Below are 16,487 nucleotides of genomic sequence, written 5' to 3'. Positions count from 1 at the left end.
AGTCATTATTGTACAGTTATGATCTTCTCCGACACCTGGCCCCAATCATCGTTATCGTTCGCCTTCATGAAGAAACGAACCGAGTATTTGCCGGCAGAATCAAAGAAATATTTGAAATCGCTCGTACGGAACCAGAAATTGTCCTTCGTCACATTAACCGCTTGCTGCTGGATGATTTTCTCATTGCCGAATGGGTCAAAGATCGATATTTTCACCGCAGAGACACTAGTCAGCAGGTTATCGATTTGAGCGAACACCATGAACGATACGCGGTTATTTTTATCTACGTTGCCGAACGTCACTTCTTTGTCCGATGCTTTGAACAAGAACATGTGCACATTCGGTTTGTAGACGGTTACTTTCTTCGTATTCTCATCCCACGTGGTGAGCGCCTGCAGCGTGTTGGCAATTTGGCGAAGCGGCAAGTAGGTCTTGCCATCCTGCAGTACTCCGTTTTCGTCTAGTTCGCTACCATTTACAATAACTCGCACCTTCTGTACAGTGGCATCAGCGAAAATCATACTTCCTCCCCATACGGACAGCAGCATCAGTGCAATGAGCACCTTCCTCAACTTCATAGATGTAAACCCTCCATCGCATGTCTGATGAAAGGTTATACTCCCCTTACTAGGTAAAGTTGCGCTGGTTTATGAACGAAATATGAACAAAAGTCGTTCCGACGCTAAAGGTGTCACAACCTGTAGAATTTCGCGCTTCCCCGGGAAATGGAACAACCGAAGATTACCCGTTACTGATAGTGTTTCGTTAACGGACATGGGATGCCTTTGCCGATCGCGCCAGGCTCTTGCATTCGCTCCCAATACTGCATGCCGCGTGCGCAAGGCGTCTTGCAGACGGCACAGGTGTCTGACAGGACCAGCTTTAAAAAGGCCTGTTTGCGGTCCGATGCTGATTTTTTCTTCTTCTTCGATGCTTTCGCTTTACCCTTGCTCATAGAAGTCCAACACCTTCGCTCGTATATTCATGGCGGATCTATCACCATCATATGAAGGTCAATGCGGACGCGTACCCACAATGGGCTTAGCTGTTGATAGGCAAGTAACATATAGGCAATCGTATAGATAGCATGATGGGTACCCTGCATGCTAGGATGAAGGAACACTCTGGAATTGGCTTCAAATCGAGGAGGTATTAAGAGGTGTCAGTTTCAATTACGATGATTGGGACAGGCAGTGCATTCGCCAACGCGTACAACAACAATAATGCGATTATCGAGGTGGACGGTTATCGGCTGCTCGTTGATTGCGGCATAACAGCACCATCCGCGCTGCATAAGCTGGATATTGCATTCGGTGATTTGGATGCGGTGCTCATCAGCCATACGCATGCTGATCATGTAGGGGGACTAGAGGAGCTTGCGTTTCAAATGAAGTTCGTCCATCAGCGTACACCGGTCTTGTACATCCCTGCCCCGCTTCGTGATCCGCTGTGGGAGCATACTCTTAAAGGCGGACTTGTTCAAGGTGCATTGCAATCGTTGGACGACTTCTTCGAGGTGCGGGAGCTTACGGTAGGTGAGCCGGCCGAGCTTGCGCCCGGCCTAGTCATCGAACCAATCCGAACCGAGCATATCGAGGGCCGGCTGAGCTATTCATTCCTGATTAATGAGCAGTTCTTCTATAGCGCGGATATGATTTTCAACCCGGGGCTGCTGCAGCAGCTAGTGGATGAACGCGGTGTACGCCACATCTTTCACGACTGCCAGCTTACTGCTCCCGGGACGGTTCACGCTTGTTTGGACGAGCTGCTCACACTGCCGGCGCACATCCAATCCATCATCCGTTTGATGCACTACGGTGACACGATGCCGGAGTATGTCGGACGAACAGGTCCTATGTCCTTCGTCGAGCAAGGGAAAACATACGATATTTAACGGCGCAAACAACCAATCTACTTCAACCCTTCATCGGTTAATGTTGGTGAATACAGCTTGTCCACCCGATTGCTTGGCGAGTTGATGCCGCCTTGTTCGATTCTTGGCTCGCCGTATACGTCTTCTCGAACCCGACTGCCATAAACATCTTCGCGTACTGTCAATTGACTGTGATGTGCTGTACTGGACTGGCGAGCTTCGAACCAACCATATGGATGCACCGCGCGAGAAGCCATGACACACAAAAGCAGCGCAGCCGCACTTCCAAGGGCTGCGCCGAACCATGCCGATTGCATAAATTTCAACGTTATTCCTCCATTAGACGTCGCTCGTGATGTTCGCTAGTATATCCCGATAAGAGCTTCCTCAATCTCGTCCATTGTTTTTCGGAAGCTTTCTTCGCCAGACGAATGCCTCATCATAGGCAAGTGAATCCTTGATTACAAATCGCGCCACATTCCCAATGACAACGCCAACAATTCCGAACAAGCCAATTAACCAGACAATCAAGTGGGCGTATTCCTCCGCCATTGAAACTTCCGCCTCCCATGCGCTTTCTATAACAATATGCGGCGGACAGTTTCTCTAGAACGACCAAATCTTACAATTTCGCGAATAGCGTTATCGCTTCGAGTCATACTAATGGCTGTTCCTTAGACCAACCCAATAGCGATTCGAAAGGAGTACCTTCTACGATGACTCACAATTTAGAATCGAATTACGACTGCTCCAGTGCATCCAGCGATCTGCCTGCACTCATCAGTGAGCTGCAAAACCTGCAAGCACAACATCCTCTATCCGACGAGGAGCAGCAAGAGGTGAACCGGCTGGAGAATCAAATCCGGTTTATTCGTAATAAGTGCGACATCCCACATGAGCAGTCTTAATGTAGGTTAATGGTTGAGCATGTGGTTGAAGCCGCTCATTGAGCGGCTTCTATTGTTCATGAGGTGAGTCATTAATGGGGTTATTTATTTTTTTGGATAATTTGCGCAGAAAAAGAGTAGACAACGCTATTCTGGCGTGATATATTATTTCATGTCGCTTCAATTGCAACGTGATCTGTTAGCTCAGCTGGGAGAGCACTATCTTGACAGGGTAGGGGTCAGTGGTTCGAGCCCACTACAGATCACCATATCTTTTTTAAAACAGTTAAATACCCATTATGATCTGTTAGCTCAGCTGGGAGAGCACTATCTTGACAGGGTAGGGGTCAGTGGTTCGAGCCCACTACAGATCATTACAGTAAAAACCACGATGTCTTGTAATAACAAGAATCGTGGTTTTTTCGTTGTATCATCACCTCTCCCATTGCTCACGACTGCTCCTGATTAAGCTTCTTCATTCCTGCCAATAATCGGAGACATGGATAAACTAATTTTGGTCCGTATGGATCATGACAGCTATACTTCTACTTGTATGTATCAAGCTCAATAACTTCAAGAACGCTCAATTAAGTTTCTTGTTCATGCAAGTTTCTTGCTGGTTGTTTGCTGCGTTAGTCGCTGAAGGCAACCTAATCGAATACCCCGTTGGACTCCTTAACAATGTGTATAAGACCAGCTTTACATTCGAGTTCTTCGTGTTTCCATCCTTAAGCGCAATATTTAATGTACACTTCCCTTCCGACAAGAGTTGGCTCGCGAAAACAATGTATACCTTATCCTTCTCGACAGGCATGACGATTGTAGAAGTCCTGCTTGAAGAAAATACGGAACTAATTACGTACACCAGATGGTCGTGGTATTGGAGTTTTATCACCATATTGATCACATTATTATTGTCCTACGGCTGCTATCTCTGGTTTTTCAAGAAAATGAGAGTTATTAATACAATTCATTAGATCCGCTACCTCTCTCCCCATCTCGCATAGGATATGGCGGAGGGATTTCTTATGCCGAATTACCGAATCATCGTCGATCTGTCCGATCGCCGTCTATATTTGCTCGATGGAGATGTTGTGACACGCGCTTTCCCTGTTGGCATTGGCAAAATGCTGACGGTAACGCCGACCGGCGAGTATCGTATCATCAATAAGCAGCCTAACCCCGGCGGGCCTTTCGGCGTATTCTGGATGGGCTTATCAAAGCCTCACTATGGCATCCATGGCACGAACGATCCGTCCTCCATTGGCCATATGGTGTCGCATGGCTGTATCCGAATGTACAACCAAGATGTCATTGAGCTGTCCACCCTTGTTCCAATCGGCACACGCGTGACGATACGTCCCTAACCTTGCAGCACCGAATCCAGATGGAGGCCGCCCGCTTCCGTCTGGATTAACGATAGGACACAAACCTACAAATGAACTGCAACATTCCATACATAAGGCACGTCAAGTTATTCAAATACGATCATCGAAAGGAGCCTAACCATGAAGAAGACTTTGAAATTTCCTCTTCTGATCGCGTTAATGACCAGCCTTCTCCTCCTCATCGGACAATCCGTCTTCGCTTTCTCCGATACACAGAGCGACGTGAACGCAGACAAAATCGCCAGCCTTCAGAAGCAAGGAATCCTCTCCGGAGGCGGCGGCAAGTTCCGTCCGAACGATAAGATCACGTATGCGGAAGGCATCAGCATGCTAGTGAAAGGCTTTGAGCTGAAGGATACGAATGTGTACATCAAGAAACCAGAAGCGAGCGACTACTACACGCATGTTAAAAATGACGCTTGGTACGCACCCGCCTTTATCATCGCTCATGCAGCCGGTCTTGAGGTGCCAAGAGACGTTAATCCTGCTGCTGCGATGACGCGTGAGCAGTTCGCCCATCATTTGTTCAAGTCGATCATTCGCGATCGCGACATCGCCTTCATCGAGCTGTTCGTGCAAATTAACGATGGCGACGACATCAACCCTACTTATATGGACAGTGTGCAAAAGCTTATCATCTCGCAAGTTGTGAAGCTCGACGATAAGCAATCGTTCCACCCGACCAACAAGCTCACTCGCAGCGAAGCTGCCAGCTGGCTGTATGACGGGCTTGCGTTCGCCAAGGCTCACGACGCGGATAATACGGGCAGCACCGAGCCTACAGACGCTTATAACTTGCAGCTGTCCGTTAATCCCGTTAATAAGTCGGTCAATGAAGTAACGGTAACGGCAACGGTTCCTCACCCTGGTTACGGCATACGCATTGCCTCGATCCAGTTCGAAGGCAGCAAAGCACGCATCAATGTGGAGATCGTACAACCCGACCCTGACCGCATGTATGCGCAGGTCATTACGGAACTCAAGGCTGTGACCTATGTAGACGCTTCCTATGAGCCTCAGATCGTCCTTACAAGCGATAGCAGCACTAGCAGCAGCGGCGGTGGCACGACGGGCTCAACAGGTTTCCCGAATACAGCGGTAAGCTCGGAGCCGAACACGGATTCTTCCGTCAGCAGCAGTGAAGCTCCAGCTGTTCCAATCGGTGCCTAATGGTATTAAAAGAGCGCATCGCGCTGCAACCTCCCACTCGCTCTCTGGCGATAGGCGGATTGCAGACGATGCGCTCTTTTTTTGCAAAAATACGTTATTCGCTTAACTCCGCTGCGCTTGGGATACGCCAATCAATTGGCTGCTGCCCCCAGCTCGTAAGAAACTCGTTTGTCTTCGTAAACGGGCGGCTGCCGAAAAATCCTTTGCGCGCGGCAAGTGGACTTGGATGTACGGATGAGATAACGCCATGTTTATCCGTATTAATAGATGAAGCCTTCTGCTGTGCGTAGCTGCCCCACAGAATGAATACGACCGGCGCCTTGCGTTCGTTTAATGCGGCGATGACCGCATCGGTGAATTGTTCCCATCCGAGCCCCTTGTGGGAGTTCGGCTTCCCATCCTGCACCGACAGCACGCTGTTGAGCAGTAGAACGCCCTGCTTAGCCCATGCGGTCAGCGACCCATGATCCGGCACCTCGCAGCCGATGTCTGCCTGCAGCTCCTTATAGATGTTACGTAGTGAAGGAGGAATACGTACGCCTACGGGCACAGAGAAGCTAAGTCCGTTCGCTTGGCCTGGTCCATGGTAAGGGTCTTGTCCTAGGATGACAACCCGCACCTCTTCATATGGCGTATATTCCAGCGCGTGAAACAACTGTTCCCTTGTCGGATACACGGTCTCACTCGCGTATTGCTCGTCCAACATCTGCATGAGCTGCCTATAATACGGCTGCGCCAGCTCATCCTTCAGCTTGTTGTTCCAATCCTGTTGTTTGATCATTAACACGTCCTCACCCCATCACTGCTGATAGCTTAAGTATATCGAACATGAACATGTTGTGACAATGAAGCGAATATGATTTGATTTACCATAACCAAGTGTAATATGCTCTTAGGAGAGAGAGGAGCGATTCCATGAATTCGCAAAATCAGATTGATCAACTTGAGCAGCTGAAACATTTTAAAAATAAAATTACCCGTTTCTTAATGGTGTACAAGTTCGCCCTGGACGAGATGGAGACGAAGATCGAAATCTTGAAGGAAGAATTTCATCTTTTGCATGATTACAACCCGATTGAACATACCAAGTCGCGCCTGAAATCGCCTGAGAGCATGATGAACAAGCTGTTCCGCAAAGGCTGCGAGCTGTCGCTTGATAGCATGAAGCGCAATATTAAAGATATCGCCGGAATTCGTATCACGTGCTCGTTCATCTCCGATATTTATCGGATCAGCGACATGCTGCGCCGCCAGCATGACCTGCGCATTATCGAAACGAAGGACTACATCAAACATCCGAAACCAAACGGCTATCAAAGCCTTCACATGCTTGTTGAAGTGCCTGTCTATATGTCCGACGGGATGGAGCATGTATGCGTCGAGATACAAATTCGTACGATCGCCATGGATTTCTGGGCGAGCTTAGAGCATAAAATTTTCTATAAATACAACGCAGCCGTCCCTCAACATCTGTTAGAAGAGTTGAAATCCGCTGCCGACTCCGCCAACGCGCTGGATAAACAAATGGAGCAGCTGCACCGCGAGATCTCCGAGATCAAGGAAGCGAACGCTGCCAGCGAGAGCGAAATGATCAAGCGTATTACGATTAGTAATCAGCAGTTCTCGCTGCCAAGCTCGCTGCTGGATTTGATCGTGGAAGAGACGAAGGAATAGATTGATTGGGATAGAGAAACCTCCACGGCTGCTGAGCAGCTGTGGAGGTTTTTTGTGTACGGATTAGTGGATGAATTCGCCGTCCATTACGAGCGTACTTCCGACCGCAAATAACAGTCAGAGCTTTCTTGAATAGAGAATATAAAAGTTCGTTTATTACGGTTGATTTACGCTAATACACCCTTTATGAGAATTGATAGAGCTTCATAGATTAAAATAAAAAACTCTCTCCTTCATAGGAAGAAAAGAGTTTTATGTATTTCATTCATTATGTACTTAACATAAAACAAGTGGTGCCGAGGACGGGGGTCGAACCCCACCCATCGCAGGATTTTAAGTCTAGGACTAGCCTTCATAGCACCTCTTCTACACCATAAAAAAATCGAGCGAAAATCCTTTAACCATACGGGTTAAAGGCACTTTTTTGTGTTCCATGCCCTCTACGTTCAGGAGCTTGCATACGGAGCTATGTTAGCAAAAATGTTAGCAAGAAATGATAGACCAGCACCCTGCGGTCCTGCTTTTTTTTTATTATTGCAGAACTATTTTTAGCCAACGATACACTCTCATCATTATTTACTTTACACCACATTATCTCACTTTCTTATTGCAAGGACTTCCTTATTAGTTCAATTCAAGAACCGCTCCATCCCTTCCCCGTTAATACCCATTTAATTGTTTGAAAGAACAATTTGAAATAATCTTTATATGACCACTCTTGATACTCTTGTATCTTTTTTATCCGGTATTCGATACTAGGATGGAAGTGCCAACGATTGTATCTTAAATAATATTTTTGAAACCACATTGTGTTAGAGTCTTCGGCCACTTCTTCAACCTTTAATCGCTCTAGTAATTTGAGCATCCCCTCTCGCATGTTGCCTGATAGCTTACAACTTTTTCTATCTGCACGTAGTTCCCTAATTTGAAACCAATATCCATGTTTGCTTTGAAGAAAATACAAAACAACAAAAATAAACGCTATTAGCAAAACTGGGAGGATTATTACTAAGAATAATGCGATTAAGGGAACAATCCGAAGAAATAAATCAATCAAAGATGCATAAAGCATAGTTCCAAATATAAAGCAGAAGATCGTCCCCATAGAAAATAGTGAATTATTGGAATAGTAGTCTTTATTGTGAATATGCATTAGTTCGTGAGCTATCAATGCACGTAGCTCATCATAGGATAGTTTCTCCGATGCAAAAGATGAGATAACTACGAAAGAAAGACCTTTTTTAAACCTTGGTTTCAATATAGCGTATCCTTGCGTATGATCACCAGGAAACACACAAAGGATTACATTTGAAATATCAATTTCTTGACATAGTTCTTGTAATATCTTTACGGCTCTATCGTCTTCTTCTCTCGTACGAAACCTTATATAGCTTTTAAGCCACACTTTATAAGGGAACATTCTTGCATAGATTTCACGAAAGTACTTAACGATGCCTGCTAAGGAGTTTCTCCAAATTTGTTCTATACTTGTTTTTTCGTTTCTTCGTATCTCGTGTTCCCCTAAAATCACTTTCTCCAACTCATCTGTAGTCTGAGCCCATGAGCCAGTCCATTTAAAGCCCACTACTAATGAAGCCACTAATATTAATACGTGCTGAATCCAGCTTAATTGGGGCTGATAAATGAAGAATAGTACGACAGCAGGCGCTAAATGAATCCACACTAATGAAACAATCGCCAACCAGTTAATGTTCTTTTCTCGATTCTTTCTATTTTTGATTCCAATTAAAAAATGAATCAAACGACCAGTTCCCGAAAAATTCCCCAGTAAAAAGCTAATGGAGTAGAGTAAGCCCATATTTCCCTCCGACAATCCTTAGGCTGACATAATTAAGAAGGTAATATTTTCTGCATCATGTATTCCTTATAGGTATTATTGATAGCTAAAATGTCCTCTATCACTTATAATTTCCATTACCCTATGTTTTTCTTGTTCAATTAATTGGCGCAAGTATATTTTTGGGTTTACGCCGAAGTCCGGTTTTATCCTGTTTCCTTGATTGAAATTTATTGCATCGAATATTTTCTGGGAATCACTTTTGGAAAATACGGCTTCAATCAGCGCCCCTACGCCACCATCAGCATAAGTATTAATAAATATTCTCTTTAGTAGAATATCATTAGTTGCAAACATAAAAATCTCATCCATAGTTTTTTCGTAATAATGAAAGCTACTCCAATTTGATAAATAATTAAGATCCCACGCTTGATTTCTGCACCCGGTCAGTATTTTTTCAATGTCATTACTGCCAGAATTTTTAGGGGCTTTAATTCCTGATTGATTTGTAAACAGCATTGCTGTATAAACCAAGGTGCTCTCACAGATTAATAAATATTTATAGTTCCATATTAAAAAATCCAACATCTTTTCGACTGGCGATAGTTCTGGCCGTCTACATAAATATACAACATAAAGCATTTCTGCAATGTGCATTAGCAGGTGATCGTCATCTTCATTATATTCAATTTCTGTAATAAAAGGTTCAGTCGGCAGGGGACACACAGGAATTCTATCTATAGCCGCTTCGGCTAAACGCAGCCACATCATACTTGGGTAGTAATCAAAAATATTGTTAAATTCTCTCAGTTCCCTTTTGGGCTCAATTATGTCATTTATTTTAGTAGCATACTCTTTCAATGCGAGTCCTGCGCTTGCAGGAAAATTATTCATAATCATCCATGTCATCAACAATGCGATTATTCGCATCTCTTGTTCATCATTTAGATAACCATCACGAGAAAGCTTTAACAAGCCACTCAACAGATTTCTGTCAAGCATTACAATGATTCTTTTTGAATTTTTTACATGTAATAGTTCCTTGTAATCTATATTTCCTTCACGGGAATAACTCGGATGAAAGATTAGTTGTAATTCACACAAGGTTTCCCAAATGAAACTGTACTCATCATCATCCAATACTAAAAAGCTCATAGCTATCACCCGACTCCATTTGAGGTACATTACCGTATTATGTGATTATCTTTCAAGCACCATAGGTAGCATTCCGTCCAGATATTTTTACTTTCTAAAATATCTGCTTCCAAGCATCTTCAAATTTATCCAAAAACATAGGTGCGACAAACTTATCTATATCTCTTTGCTCATTTCTTAGCCGTTCCTCTCGATGGACAGCTAAGACTAACAGTATAATTGCTTCTCTCGAATACCGTAACAATTGCATACAAGTATTTTTGAAAACATCAATATCTACAGATTTAGCCAATGTATCACTTAATGCTGGTTCTTCACAAGGAACGAACATTGAATCGTGTAATTTAAAATAACGATGTTCGAGTGCATGCCTTATATCTACAATCTGCTTGATAGCTGGTTCCAAATAGTCGTGCTTAATCTCTTTCTTTCCTACATCTTTAAACAGCCAGTATAACCCTATTAGCGGAAGGTTATAAGTATCTGCTCCCGACATTGCTTTCTTCAAATCCAAAGCATATTCATATCCACCTTTTCCTCCTTTTCTTCTTTCCCAAATACTTTTATAAGATACGTCTCGTCCCTTAATGCCAAGCTCAAAATAATCGTTAATGAAAAATGCTATTCGGTCGAATAGGGAATATAAGCTCCTAAATGCACACTTAACCATTTCGATATTTAATCCGTAAATAGGATAGTCAAGCGTATTGTACATAAAAACGTCTCTGTCTGAGTAATGTCCTCCTCGGTTATGTAGCCCATCATAAATCATAAACCTAGCGGAAACATATTCTTGCTTCAATTGATTGAACAGTCCGTGAAATTTAAAGCCCACATGAATATCTGTAACAATGTCAGGAAGATGAATGCAATCATGAGCAACCAATGAATAGTAAAAAGCATCATTAAGGGTATTTAGGAACAATGTGTTCTCTAAACACCACATTCTATAATTCTTCTCTTCACTTGTCTCTCCCAATGATATGTCTTCAAAATTATATGGTTCTCTTAAAAAATCTTCAGGGAAATTTTCCTCTAGCCATACTTTTTGCCTTAAAAACACGAGTTTTGCATCTTCATGCAACGCCCCTTCTAGTGTCTCTCGTAATAATTGGTAGGCCTCGTTAAAAAAGATACGACTATGTCCAATGTCGTAGTCATATTGCGCGTAAGTGATCAATTTAGTTGCCATATTTCCAACTGCCATGGAAAAGCGACTAGCAACTCCATGCTTTAATTGTGAAATGGATTGTAACAATCTCCCACATCGATTTAGGTCATTTGCATAATTAACATACAACATTTGCAAATAACTCGAATAATATTGTATATCTTCATCATCGGCCTTATCCCATAAATCACCGTCTTCTCTAAAAGCTCTAAAATACTCCAGACTTCTTCTGTATAAATATATGCAGAACTCAAAGTCAGCTTCATTATTATTTTCTTCAGAATATTGCATTACGCCATTATGAACTATTGCAATATAATTAGCATAAGAAGTTGCACCGTGGTACGCCAATATTGCTCTATCCAATACGGAATATTCAGGTGAAATAAGCTTTTCAAGACTATCTTCCGCTATACTTTTTAAAGTTTGAATATTTTTCTGGTCAAAAGCTTGATCTGCAATCTGTGCAATTATATCAACATCTTTATTTATAGGAATCTTACTCCCCCCTTAATGTGGCTCTACGTATATTGGAGTTAGTTATTCAAAAATTTCTTTAAATCTATACGGTAAAAACCTATTGAGAGGATCGAAAATTTTATCTGGATTCTCATAATTTATTATTTGATCTCTGGTAACCGCTCCGAAAATTTTAAATCCGCAATTATTACCATTTCCATTTTGAATTTGCCTGTTTAAATCCGCAATGTAATTCGATGGAATCTTTTCAAGTGGCACATCGCAATGAAAAATTGTAGGAATGCCTTTATTTTTTAAAACATACTGACAATTAAGCTCCGCTGCTATACCACAGATAAACTCGCTGCCATATATTAAATAATGCCCACAACTATCAAGAAGCTGATTTCTTGTCAGTGAAAGCCAAAACACACTTCTGAGATTCTATTAAGCTTGACCAATGGGAAGTGAATACTTGAATAATCTTTTTTTCATTAATCCCTTCATCTTGCAATAAATATAACGCATGATTAAGTGCATCATTTTCATTAATAGGGACAATTCCTTTTTCTAAATAACTTTCTATAAGATTAGGACGACACGCATGATACCCTCTTAGATGGGTATACGATTGTAAATCGAGTGAATGATACGAGTTTCTATTCACTATATTTGTTTCATCAAATACGAATACTCGCTTATCCATAAACTCCATCAACTCATTTTCATTAAATATATACACTAAGTCAGCAACCATGCTAAAGAAGTTTCATCGTTATAGCGGATGCCTAATGTCTGCTTAGCTTTGACTAGCGAAATTTCCTCCTCTCAAACTCTAATCGTTGAAGCTCTTTACTTAAGTCTATTATTGCCTTTGTAAATAACCACTCTTTTCCTTGGTCAAAATCATCTGTTACATACAAATACATGTTATCAATCGTAGCGTAGATGTTTTGGCACTCTTCGCTGAAGTCTTTGCACTCAGATGGTGGTATCGGCATATTTCCCGCTTTCAGATATAGCTGACTGACCTTTGGTCTAAGTGACTTGATACACCTAATAAACTCTTCTTTCTCGATGCTTTTAGACTGATATTTTTTGTATTGCTCTACTGCCAGAGTAGCATAAGGAAGCATTTCACCTATAAGTAGTTCAGCAAGTTCAATAACTTCTTCTTTCGATCCTAAATGGCTTTCAACGAATCCTTTAAATGACTTGTAACCATCATTCCACTTGATTTCAATGCCCTCTACAACTTCGTCTCCACCTAAGCTGACCGGACGATAAGTAGCAGGCAAATCAGGATAGATCCATGATGAACGGCATACCCAGTTTGTTGTTTGAATGTCTTCATGATCGTGAGCAATATAAAGCCAAACAACATGTGCCGGAGTATTACCCCATCTTTCTTTAGTTCGTTCATTCTTATAATACGTACTCTCTTTTACTTCCAAGGTTGCTTTCTGAATGATATTTCTGATAACTTCTCTGGAGTAATGACGATCCATCCGAATAATTGCACTATATCTTTTTGCCATACCAGTAGAGACATCCATATGCTGTACAATGGTATATCTTGCTTTATCCGTTGTCTCCCATTCAAGCTTGATTCTTGTCTCCCTTTGATGCCCAGCAATACAAATTCCATGCTCCCTATAAGGTAATCCATCTTTAGGACAAATCTTTTCATATGCAATAAATAATCGTGCCCAATCATGTGCATCGACTATCAAATAGTCACAGCCTATATCCATCGCGGTTGTTATAAAATCCCTTTGAGCATCGTCATAAATATTACCTACCGCCCCAAATACAATTAATCCAATATCCGGTAGTTGACGAAGTTTCAAGAACTGATGGGATACTTCACGGCTTGTCACTTTTTTATAGCTTTTTCCTTTCAACACAAAGGCGGTGTTCTTTTTTTCTCCTCGTACACACAAAGTTGTTAGGATGTCTGCAATTTCAACTGGGCCATGAGGAGTATTATTAGGATCGTAAAGAATGTCTCTCGTAAATTGTTCTAGTTCCATTTCTTCATCCAGATTTAAAACATTCGTGAGAATCTCATCGCTTATTGATGCATCAGGAATATTGATGATCTCATTAAACTCATCAATCTCATGTATTTTTATTAGTCTCCCCATAGGACACTTCACCTCAAAATAAAGGTTTTTATATTAAATTTGTTGAATCAATATCCAATGTATCCCATATTTCTGCAGATGTATACAGATGTACTATAGGCATAAGCTTCAGTGATATCTTCCTTACTGATAAATAATAAAGTAAGGCACACTCTACACTAAATAAATGCGTATCCTTTTTATGATCTAAATGATGCTTAGCACTATTATATGGCTTTATTATTCCCTTTAGATTTAAATACAATTGTCTTTCAAGTTTTAGTTTGGCGAGCGGTAATGCTAGAGCTTGACCCAGAGGAAATCTATCGATGTTAAACAACCTCTTTACTAAAGATTCTAAATGTAGGCCACTCATATGGATTATTTCTCTAGTTACCCAGTCGAAATCGCCAGGCTGCATTTTTAAGTATGCATAAATATATTGAATTGGCCGAAATATATCTCGATCCTTAATTTCGTATCGCCCAGTGTTTCCCTTGTTAATATTATGAATTCCTACGCCACCCAATTTCATATCTATTTTTATAATTTCCAAAAACAGGTTGTCGCGATTTTTACATAGAAGTTGTATATTCCGTATCTCTTCTGAAGCTAGTAGCCTACTCGCAATCGCTATTATTTCATTCTCCAAAACAGTCACTCCCGAGTTCTTTCTTGTGAGATGATTTTTGAAACGATATTTATATCATATTGGCTCAGTCAGCAGAGTTGTTCACCTATGGATTTCAAAACGAACCAAAAATTACATTATCATTTAAAATTCGCTCAATTCCGTCATTTCCCTTTTCTTTAGGACACAATTTAGGACTATAAGTCCGGAAAATAAGCAGAGTTAAGAATATTATATATCTGATACCTATGCATGATAGGTAGTCCTCGCGAGAGGCGCTATATGCATAGAGAGGGGCTATCCCAAAAGTAGGCCAACTTACTTATAATTCAGCCCAATTTATTGAAAAAAGCAAGAAAAGACGGTTCAGGGTAGTCATTCCTGAACCGTCTTTTCTATTTTTCTATCCACTGCTACCTTCTTGAGCAGATTATGGGCAAGCGAAAGCCACCCGACCTCAAGGCTTACTTTTTGCATGCCTCGAAGCAGAAACCGCCGGAATCCCCGGTTATTCTTTATTTGCCCAAACACACTCTCCGGTTCGATCATTCGTCTTACTGATAATGCGTAACCTTCTTCGCTCCGAAGCTTTTCCCGTGCCTGTTCTTTGTAACGCATGTATCGGAAGCTAACGCTAATTTCCCGGTTCCCCTGAGCTTTCGTGCAATTCGCTTTGAGCGGACATCCTTCACAACTTTGACTTCGGTAATGACGTCTTCTAATTACATATCCACTTTCTGTTTTCTCTTTGCTTTCGTAGCGATACAAGAGCTTATGCCCGGCCGCACATGTCCATGTATCTTCAACTTCATTGTACTGCCAATTGTCTACCTTGCTGATGTCTTTCTGCCAGTTTCTCGATTTCTCTTTGTGATAGGTGCTGTATTTGACTAAGGCTTCAAGGTTTTCGTTTTCCAAATACGCGTAGTTTTCTTCACTGCCGTATCCTGCATCGGCGATGATGGTCCTCGGTAGCTGGCCGAGCGTTGCTTTAGCTTTCTCCAGATGCGGTTTCAAACAGCGTGTGTCCGTTGGTCGTTGGTGCAAGCTGTAGTTAATAATGAATTGATTTTCAGTTCCGATCTGTACATTGTAACCAGGCTTAAGTTGACCATTGCGCATATGATCTTCTTTCATACGCATGAAGGTGGCATCTTTATCCGTCTTGCTATAACTGTTGCGATCGCCAAGAACCTCTTGTTGGTACTCATATCTTTGAAGGCGAGGTAGCAAATCCTTGCGAAGAATGCGAACCGCTTTTTCAGTGGTTTGTCTTTCGGCCGTTCTTGAAGCTTTACTTCCAGACGCTCAATGGCTTCGTCGAGTTTCTCACTTGTGACGGAAGAGGCGTCGCCGCCTAGTTCAGGAAGCGCTTTTCCTTGATATTCTTGTTCTTCGGCAATCTCCGCTGCTTCGATAGCAGCAAACAATGTCTGTACTTTCTCTTGCAGTTTGGCTTTTTGCTTCACGACGGCTTTGCCCCAAACGAAGGTGTACCGATTCGCATTGGCTTCGATCTTTGTACCATCGACGAAGTAATGTTCAAGCTTTATGTATTTTTCTTCAACAAGAAACTGCAACACAGCCGTGAACACGTCTTCCAGCACATTCTTCATCCGCTCGGAACGGAAACGATTGATCGTGCGGAAATCTGGACGTTGCCTGCCTGCAAGCCACATGAACATGATGTTCTCGCGAACAGCCTTTTCGATGAGACGAGAGGAGTAAATCCGCTGAGTGTAGGCGTAGATAATGACTTTGGTGAGCATTTTGGGATGGTAACTGTCTCGGCCACCGCCAGGATAAGCACTGGCGAAGATCTTGTCGTCCAGCCGATTTACGGCAGCATTGACGACACGAACGAGGTGATTCGAGGGAATGTCCTCTTCGAGATCCATTGGCAAGCAGAGTTGGTCCATGGTATATTGGATGTACAAAAGAAACAGCTCCTTTGGAATGGTTGGTGGTACTTCCATTTTACCAAAAGGCTGTTTCTTTTTGTTTGTCTAAAACCAAGCCAGCAGCGGAGCAGACGAATGATTCTGAAGAAGCGTCAGCGGTCGCCTCCCTCCTTAAGATTCAGTTTTCTTGCTCAAGCTCGCTAATTCGCAGGATTTCATCCATGAAAGAATACGAATGAGGAGATGAAGGTGGT

General features: G+C 42.3%; 17 protein-coding genes, 2 tRNA genes and 1 pseudogene. 8 read left to right on the top strand and 12 right to left on the bottom strand.

The genetic code is table 11. The features are described 5' to 3' along the window. Positions 1 to 5: 5 nt before the first annotated feature. Both DFQ01_RS05185 and DFQ01_RS05180 read right to left on the bottom strand, forming a co-directional pair. Positions 6 to 578: a stalk domain-containing protein gene (locus DFQ01_RS05185; RefSeq protein WP_110042833.1), complete on the bottom strand. Its 573-nt coding sequence runs from the start codon at positions 576 to 578 to the stop codon at positions 6 to 8. A 170-nt stretch (positions 579 to 748) separates the two neighbouring features. Then, the gene (locus DFQ01_RS05180) at positions 749 to 955 is read right to left on the bottom strand and encodes a hypothetical protein (protein WP_110042832.1); all 207 of its coding nucleotides are present in this window, start codon (positions 953 to 955) and stop codon (positions 749 to 751) included. Between the two features lie 204 nt (positions 956 to 1,159). Between DFQ01_RS05180 and DFQ01_RS05175 the strand changes: the two genes are divergently transcribed. After that, positions 1,160 to 1,894 (top strand): MBL fold metallo-hydrolase, encoded by a 735-nt coding sequence (locus tag DFQ01_RS05175; protein ID WP_110042831.1) that lies wholly within the window; start codon positions 1,160 to 1,162, stop codon positions 1,892 to 1,894. A gap of 17 nt (positions 1,895 to 1,911) precedes the next feature. Here DFQ01_RS05175 and DFQ01_RS05170 read toward each other — a convergent pair whose 3' ends face one another. Further along, positions 1,912 to 2,199, bottom strand: a complete 288-nt coding sequence (locus tag DFQ01_RS05170; protein WP_110042830.1) for a hypothetical protein — start codon at positions 2,197 to 2,199, stop codon at positions 1,912 to 1,914. A gap of 61 nt (positions 2,200 to 2,260) precedes the next feature. Then, the gene (locus DFQ01_RS30975; protein WP_174812427.1) at positions 2,261 to 2,425 is read right to left on the bottom strand and encodes a hypothetical protein; all 165 of its coding nucleotides are present in this window, start codon (positions 2,423 to 2,425) and stop codon (positions 2,261 to 2,263) included. 164 nt (positions 2,426 to 2,589) lie between these two features. Here DFQ01_RS30975 and DFQ01_RS05165 point away from each other — a divergent pair, with 164 nt between their 5' ends. The 6 genes from DFQ01_RS05165 (at position 2,590) to DFQ01_RS05140 (ending at position 5,318) form a co-directional block, all read left to right on the top strand. Continuing rightward, positions 2,590 to 2,781 (top strand): DUF2524 domain-containing protein, encoded by a 192-nt coding sequence (locus tag DFQ01_RS05165; protein WP_110042829.1) that lies wholly within the window; start codon positions 2,590 to 2,592, stop codon positions 2,779 to 2,781. Between the two features lie 172 nt (positions 2,782 to 2,953). Then, positions 2,954 to 3,029 (top strand) — tRNA-Val (locus DFQ01_RS05160). Positions 3,030 to 3,061: 32 nt separating this feature from the next. Continuing rightward, positions 3,062 to 3,134: transfer RNA gene (locus tag DFQ01_RS05155), tRNA-Val, on the top strand. Positions 3,135 to 3,290: 156 nt separating this feature from the next. Continuing rightward, the gene (locus DFQ01_RS32090) at positions 3,291 to 3,737 is read left to right on the top strand and encodes a CBO0543 family protein (RefSeq protein WP_110042828.1); all 447 of its coding nucleotides are present in this window, start codon (positions 3,291 to 3,293) and stop codon (positions 3,735 to 3,737) included. Between the two features lie 51 nt (positions 3,738 to 3,788). Beyond that, complete coding sequence (locus DFQ01_RS05145; RefSeq protein ID WP_110042827.1) at positions 3,789 to 4,127, top strand: L,D-transpeptidase; 339 nt, start codon at positions 3,789 to 3,791, stop codon at positions 4,125 to 4,127. A gap of 141 nt (positions 4,128 to 4,268) precedes the next feature. Beyond that, positions 4,269 to 5,318: an S-layer homology domain-containing protein gene (locus DFQ01_RS05140; RefSeq protein WP_110042826.1), complete on the top strand. Its 1,050-nt coding sequence runs from the start codon at positions 4,269 to 4,271 to the stop codon at positions 5,316 to 5,318. A gap of 94 nt (positions 5,319 to 5,412) precedes the next feature. Here DFQ01_RS05140 and DFQ01_RS05135 read toward each other — a convergent pair whose 3' ends face one another. After that, positions 5,413 to 6,105 (bottom strand): uracil-DNA glycosylase, encoded by a 693-nt coding sequence (locus DFQ01_RS05135; RefSeq protein WP_425452361.1) that lies wholly within the window; start codon positions 6,103 to 6,105, stop codon positions 5,413 to 5,415. 128 nt (positions 6,106 to 6,233) lie between these two features. Here DFQ01_RS05135 and DFQ01_RS05130 point away from each other — a divergent pair, with 128 nt between their 5' ends. Further along, positions 6,234 to 6,992, top strand: coding sequence for a GTP pyrophosphokinase (locus DFQ01_RS05130; protein ID WP_110042824.1), 759 nt, complete (start codon positions 6,234 to 6,236; stop codon positions 6,990 to 6,992). A gap of 634 nt (positions 6,993 to 7,626) precedes the next feature. Here DFQ01_RS05130 and DFQ01_RS05125 read toward each other — a convergent pair. The 7 genes and pseudogenes from DFQ01_RS05125 to DFQ01_RS05095 form a co-directional block, all read right to left on the bottom strand. Beyond that, on the bottom strand, positions 7,627 to 8,811 hold the full coding sequence (locus DFQ01_RS05125; RefSeq protein ID WP_110042823.1) for a M48 family metallopeptidase: 1,185 nt from the start codon (positions 8,809 to 8,811) through the stop codon (positions 7,627 to 7,629). Between the two features lie 75 nt (positions 8,812 to 8,886). Next, positions 8,887 to 9,945, bottom strand: coding sequence for a hypothetical protein (locus tag DFQ01_RS05120; protein WP_110042822.1), 1,059 nt, complete (start codon positions 9,943 to 9,945; stop codon positions 8,887 to 8,889). A gap of 94 nt (positions 9,946 to 10,039) precedes the next feature. Beyond that, a complete protein-coding gene (locus DFQ01_RS05115; RefSeq protein WP_245946546.1) occupies positions 10,040 to 11,482 on the bottom strand; it encodes an LA2681 family HEPN domain-containing protein in 1,443 nt (480 codons plus the stop codon). Between the two features lie 174 nt (positions 11,483 to 11,656). Continuing rightward, positions 11,657 to 12,007: a hypothetical protein gene (locus tag DFQ01_RS31345; RefSeq protein ID WP_219993690.1), complete on the bottom strand. Its 351-nt coding sequence runs from the start codon at positions 12,005 to 12,007 to the stop codon at positions 11,657 to 11,659. Positions 12,008 to 12,384: 377 nt separating this feature from the next. Beyond that, positions 12,385 to 13,722, bottom strand: coding sequence for a hypothetical protein (locus tag DFQ01_RS05105; RefSeq protein WP_110042820.1), 1,338 nt, complete (start codon positions 13,720 to 13,722; stop codon positions 12,385 to 12,387). A gap of 28 nt (positions 13,723 to 13,750) precedes the next feature. Beyond that, entirely contained in the window at positions 13,751 to 14,353 is a 603-nt protein-coding gene (locus DFQ01_RS05100; protein WP_110042819.1) for a hypothetical protein, read from the bottom strand. A gap of 354 nt (positions 14,354 to 14,707) precedes the next feature. Further along, a pseudogene (locus tag DFQ01_RS05095) lies at positions 14,708 to 16,269 on the bottom strand (IS1182 family transposase). Positions 16,270 to 16,487: the final 218 nt, after the last annotated feature.

The sequence above is a fragment of the Paenibacillus cellulosilyticus genome (assembly GCF_003182255.1).
GTDB classification, from domain to species: Bacteria; Bacillota; Bacilli; order Paenibacillales; family Paenibacillaceae; genus Paenibacillus_T; species Paenibacillus_T cellulosilyticus.
Note: the sequence above shows the minus strand (reverse complement) of the source record. Positions and strands in the feature narration are given on the sequence as shown.

What these genes read in the sequence shown, in the direction of transcription:
- DFQ01_RS05120 (WP_110042822.1), bottom strand. Translation starts at nt 9,945, where the DNA reads ATGAGCTTTTTAGTATTGGATGATGATGAGTACAGTTTCATTTGGGAA.
- DFQ01_RS05125 (WP_110042823.1), bottom strand. Translation starts at nt 8,811, where the DNA reads ATGGGCTTACTCTACTCCATTAGCTTTTTACTGGGGAATTTTTCGGGA.
- DFQ01_RS05180 (WP_110042832.1), bottom strand. Translation starts at nt 955, where the DNA reads ATGAGCAAGGGTAAAGCGAAAGCATCGAAGAAGAAGAAAAAATCAGCA.
- DFQ01_RS05165 (WP_110042829.1), top strand. Translation starts at nt 2,590, where the DNA reads ATGACTCACAATTTAGAATCGAATTACGACTGCTCCAGTGCATCCAGC.
- DFQ01_RS05185 (WP_110042833.1), bottom strand. Translation starts at nt 578, where the DNA reads ATGAAGTTGAGGAAGGTGCTCATTGCACTGATGCTGCTGTCCGTATGG.
- DFQ01_RS05145 (WP_110042827.1), top strand. Translation starts at nt 3,789, where the DNA reads ATGCCGAATTACCGAATCATCGTCGATCTGTCCGATCGCCGTCTATAT.
- DFQ01_RS32090 (WP_110042828.1), top strand. Translation starts at nt 3,291, where the DNA reads ATGACAGCTATACTTCTACTTGTATGTATCAAGCTCAATAACTTCAAG.
- DFQ01_RS05130 (WP_110042824.1), top strand. Translation starts at nt 6,234, where the DNA reads ATGAATTCGCAAAATCAGATTGATCAACTTGAGCAGCTGAAACATTTT.
- DFQ01_RS05140 (WP_110042826.1), top strand. Translation starts at nt 4,269, where the DNA reads ATGAAGAAGACTTTGAAATTTCCTCTTCTGATCGCGTTAATGACCAGC.
- DFQ01_RS30975 (WP_174812427.1), bottom strand. Translation starts at nt 2,425, where the DNA reads ATGGCGGAGGAATACGCCCACTTGATTGTCTGGTTAATTGGCTTGTTC.
- DFQ01_RS05105 (WP_110042820.1), bottom strand. Translation starts at nt 13,722, where the DNA reads ATGGGGAGACTAATAAAAATACATGAGATTGATGAGTTTAATGAGATC.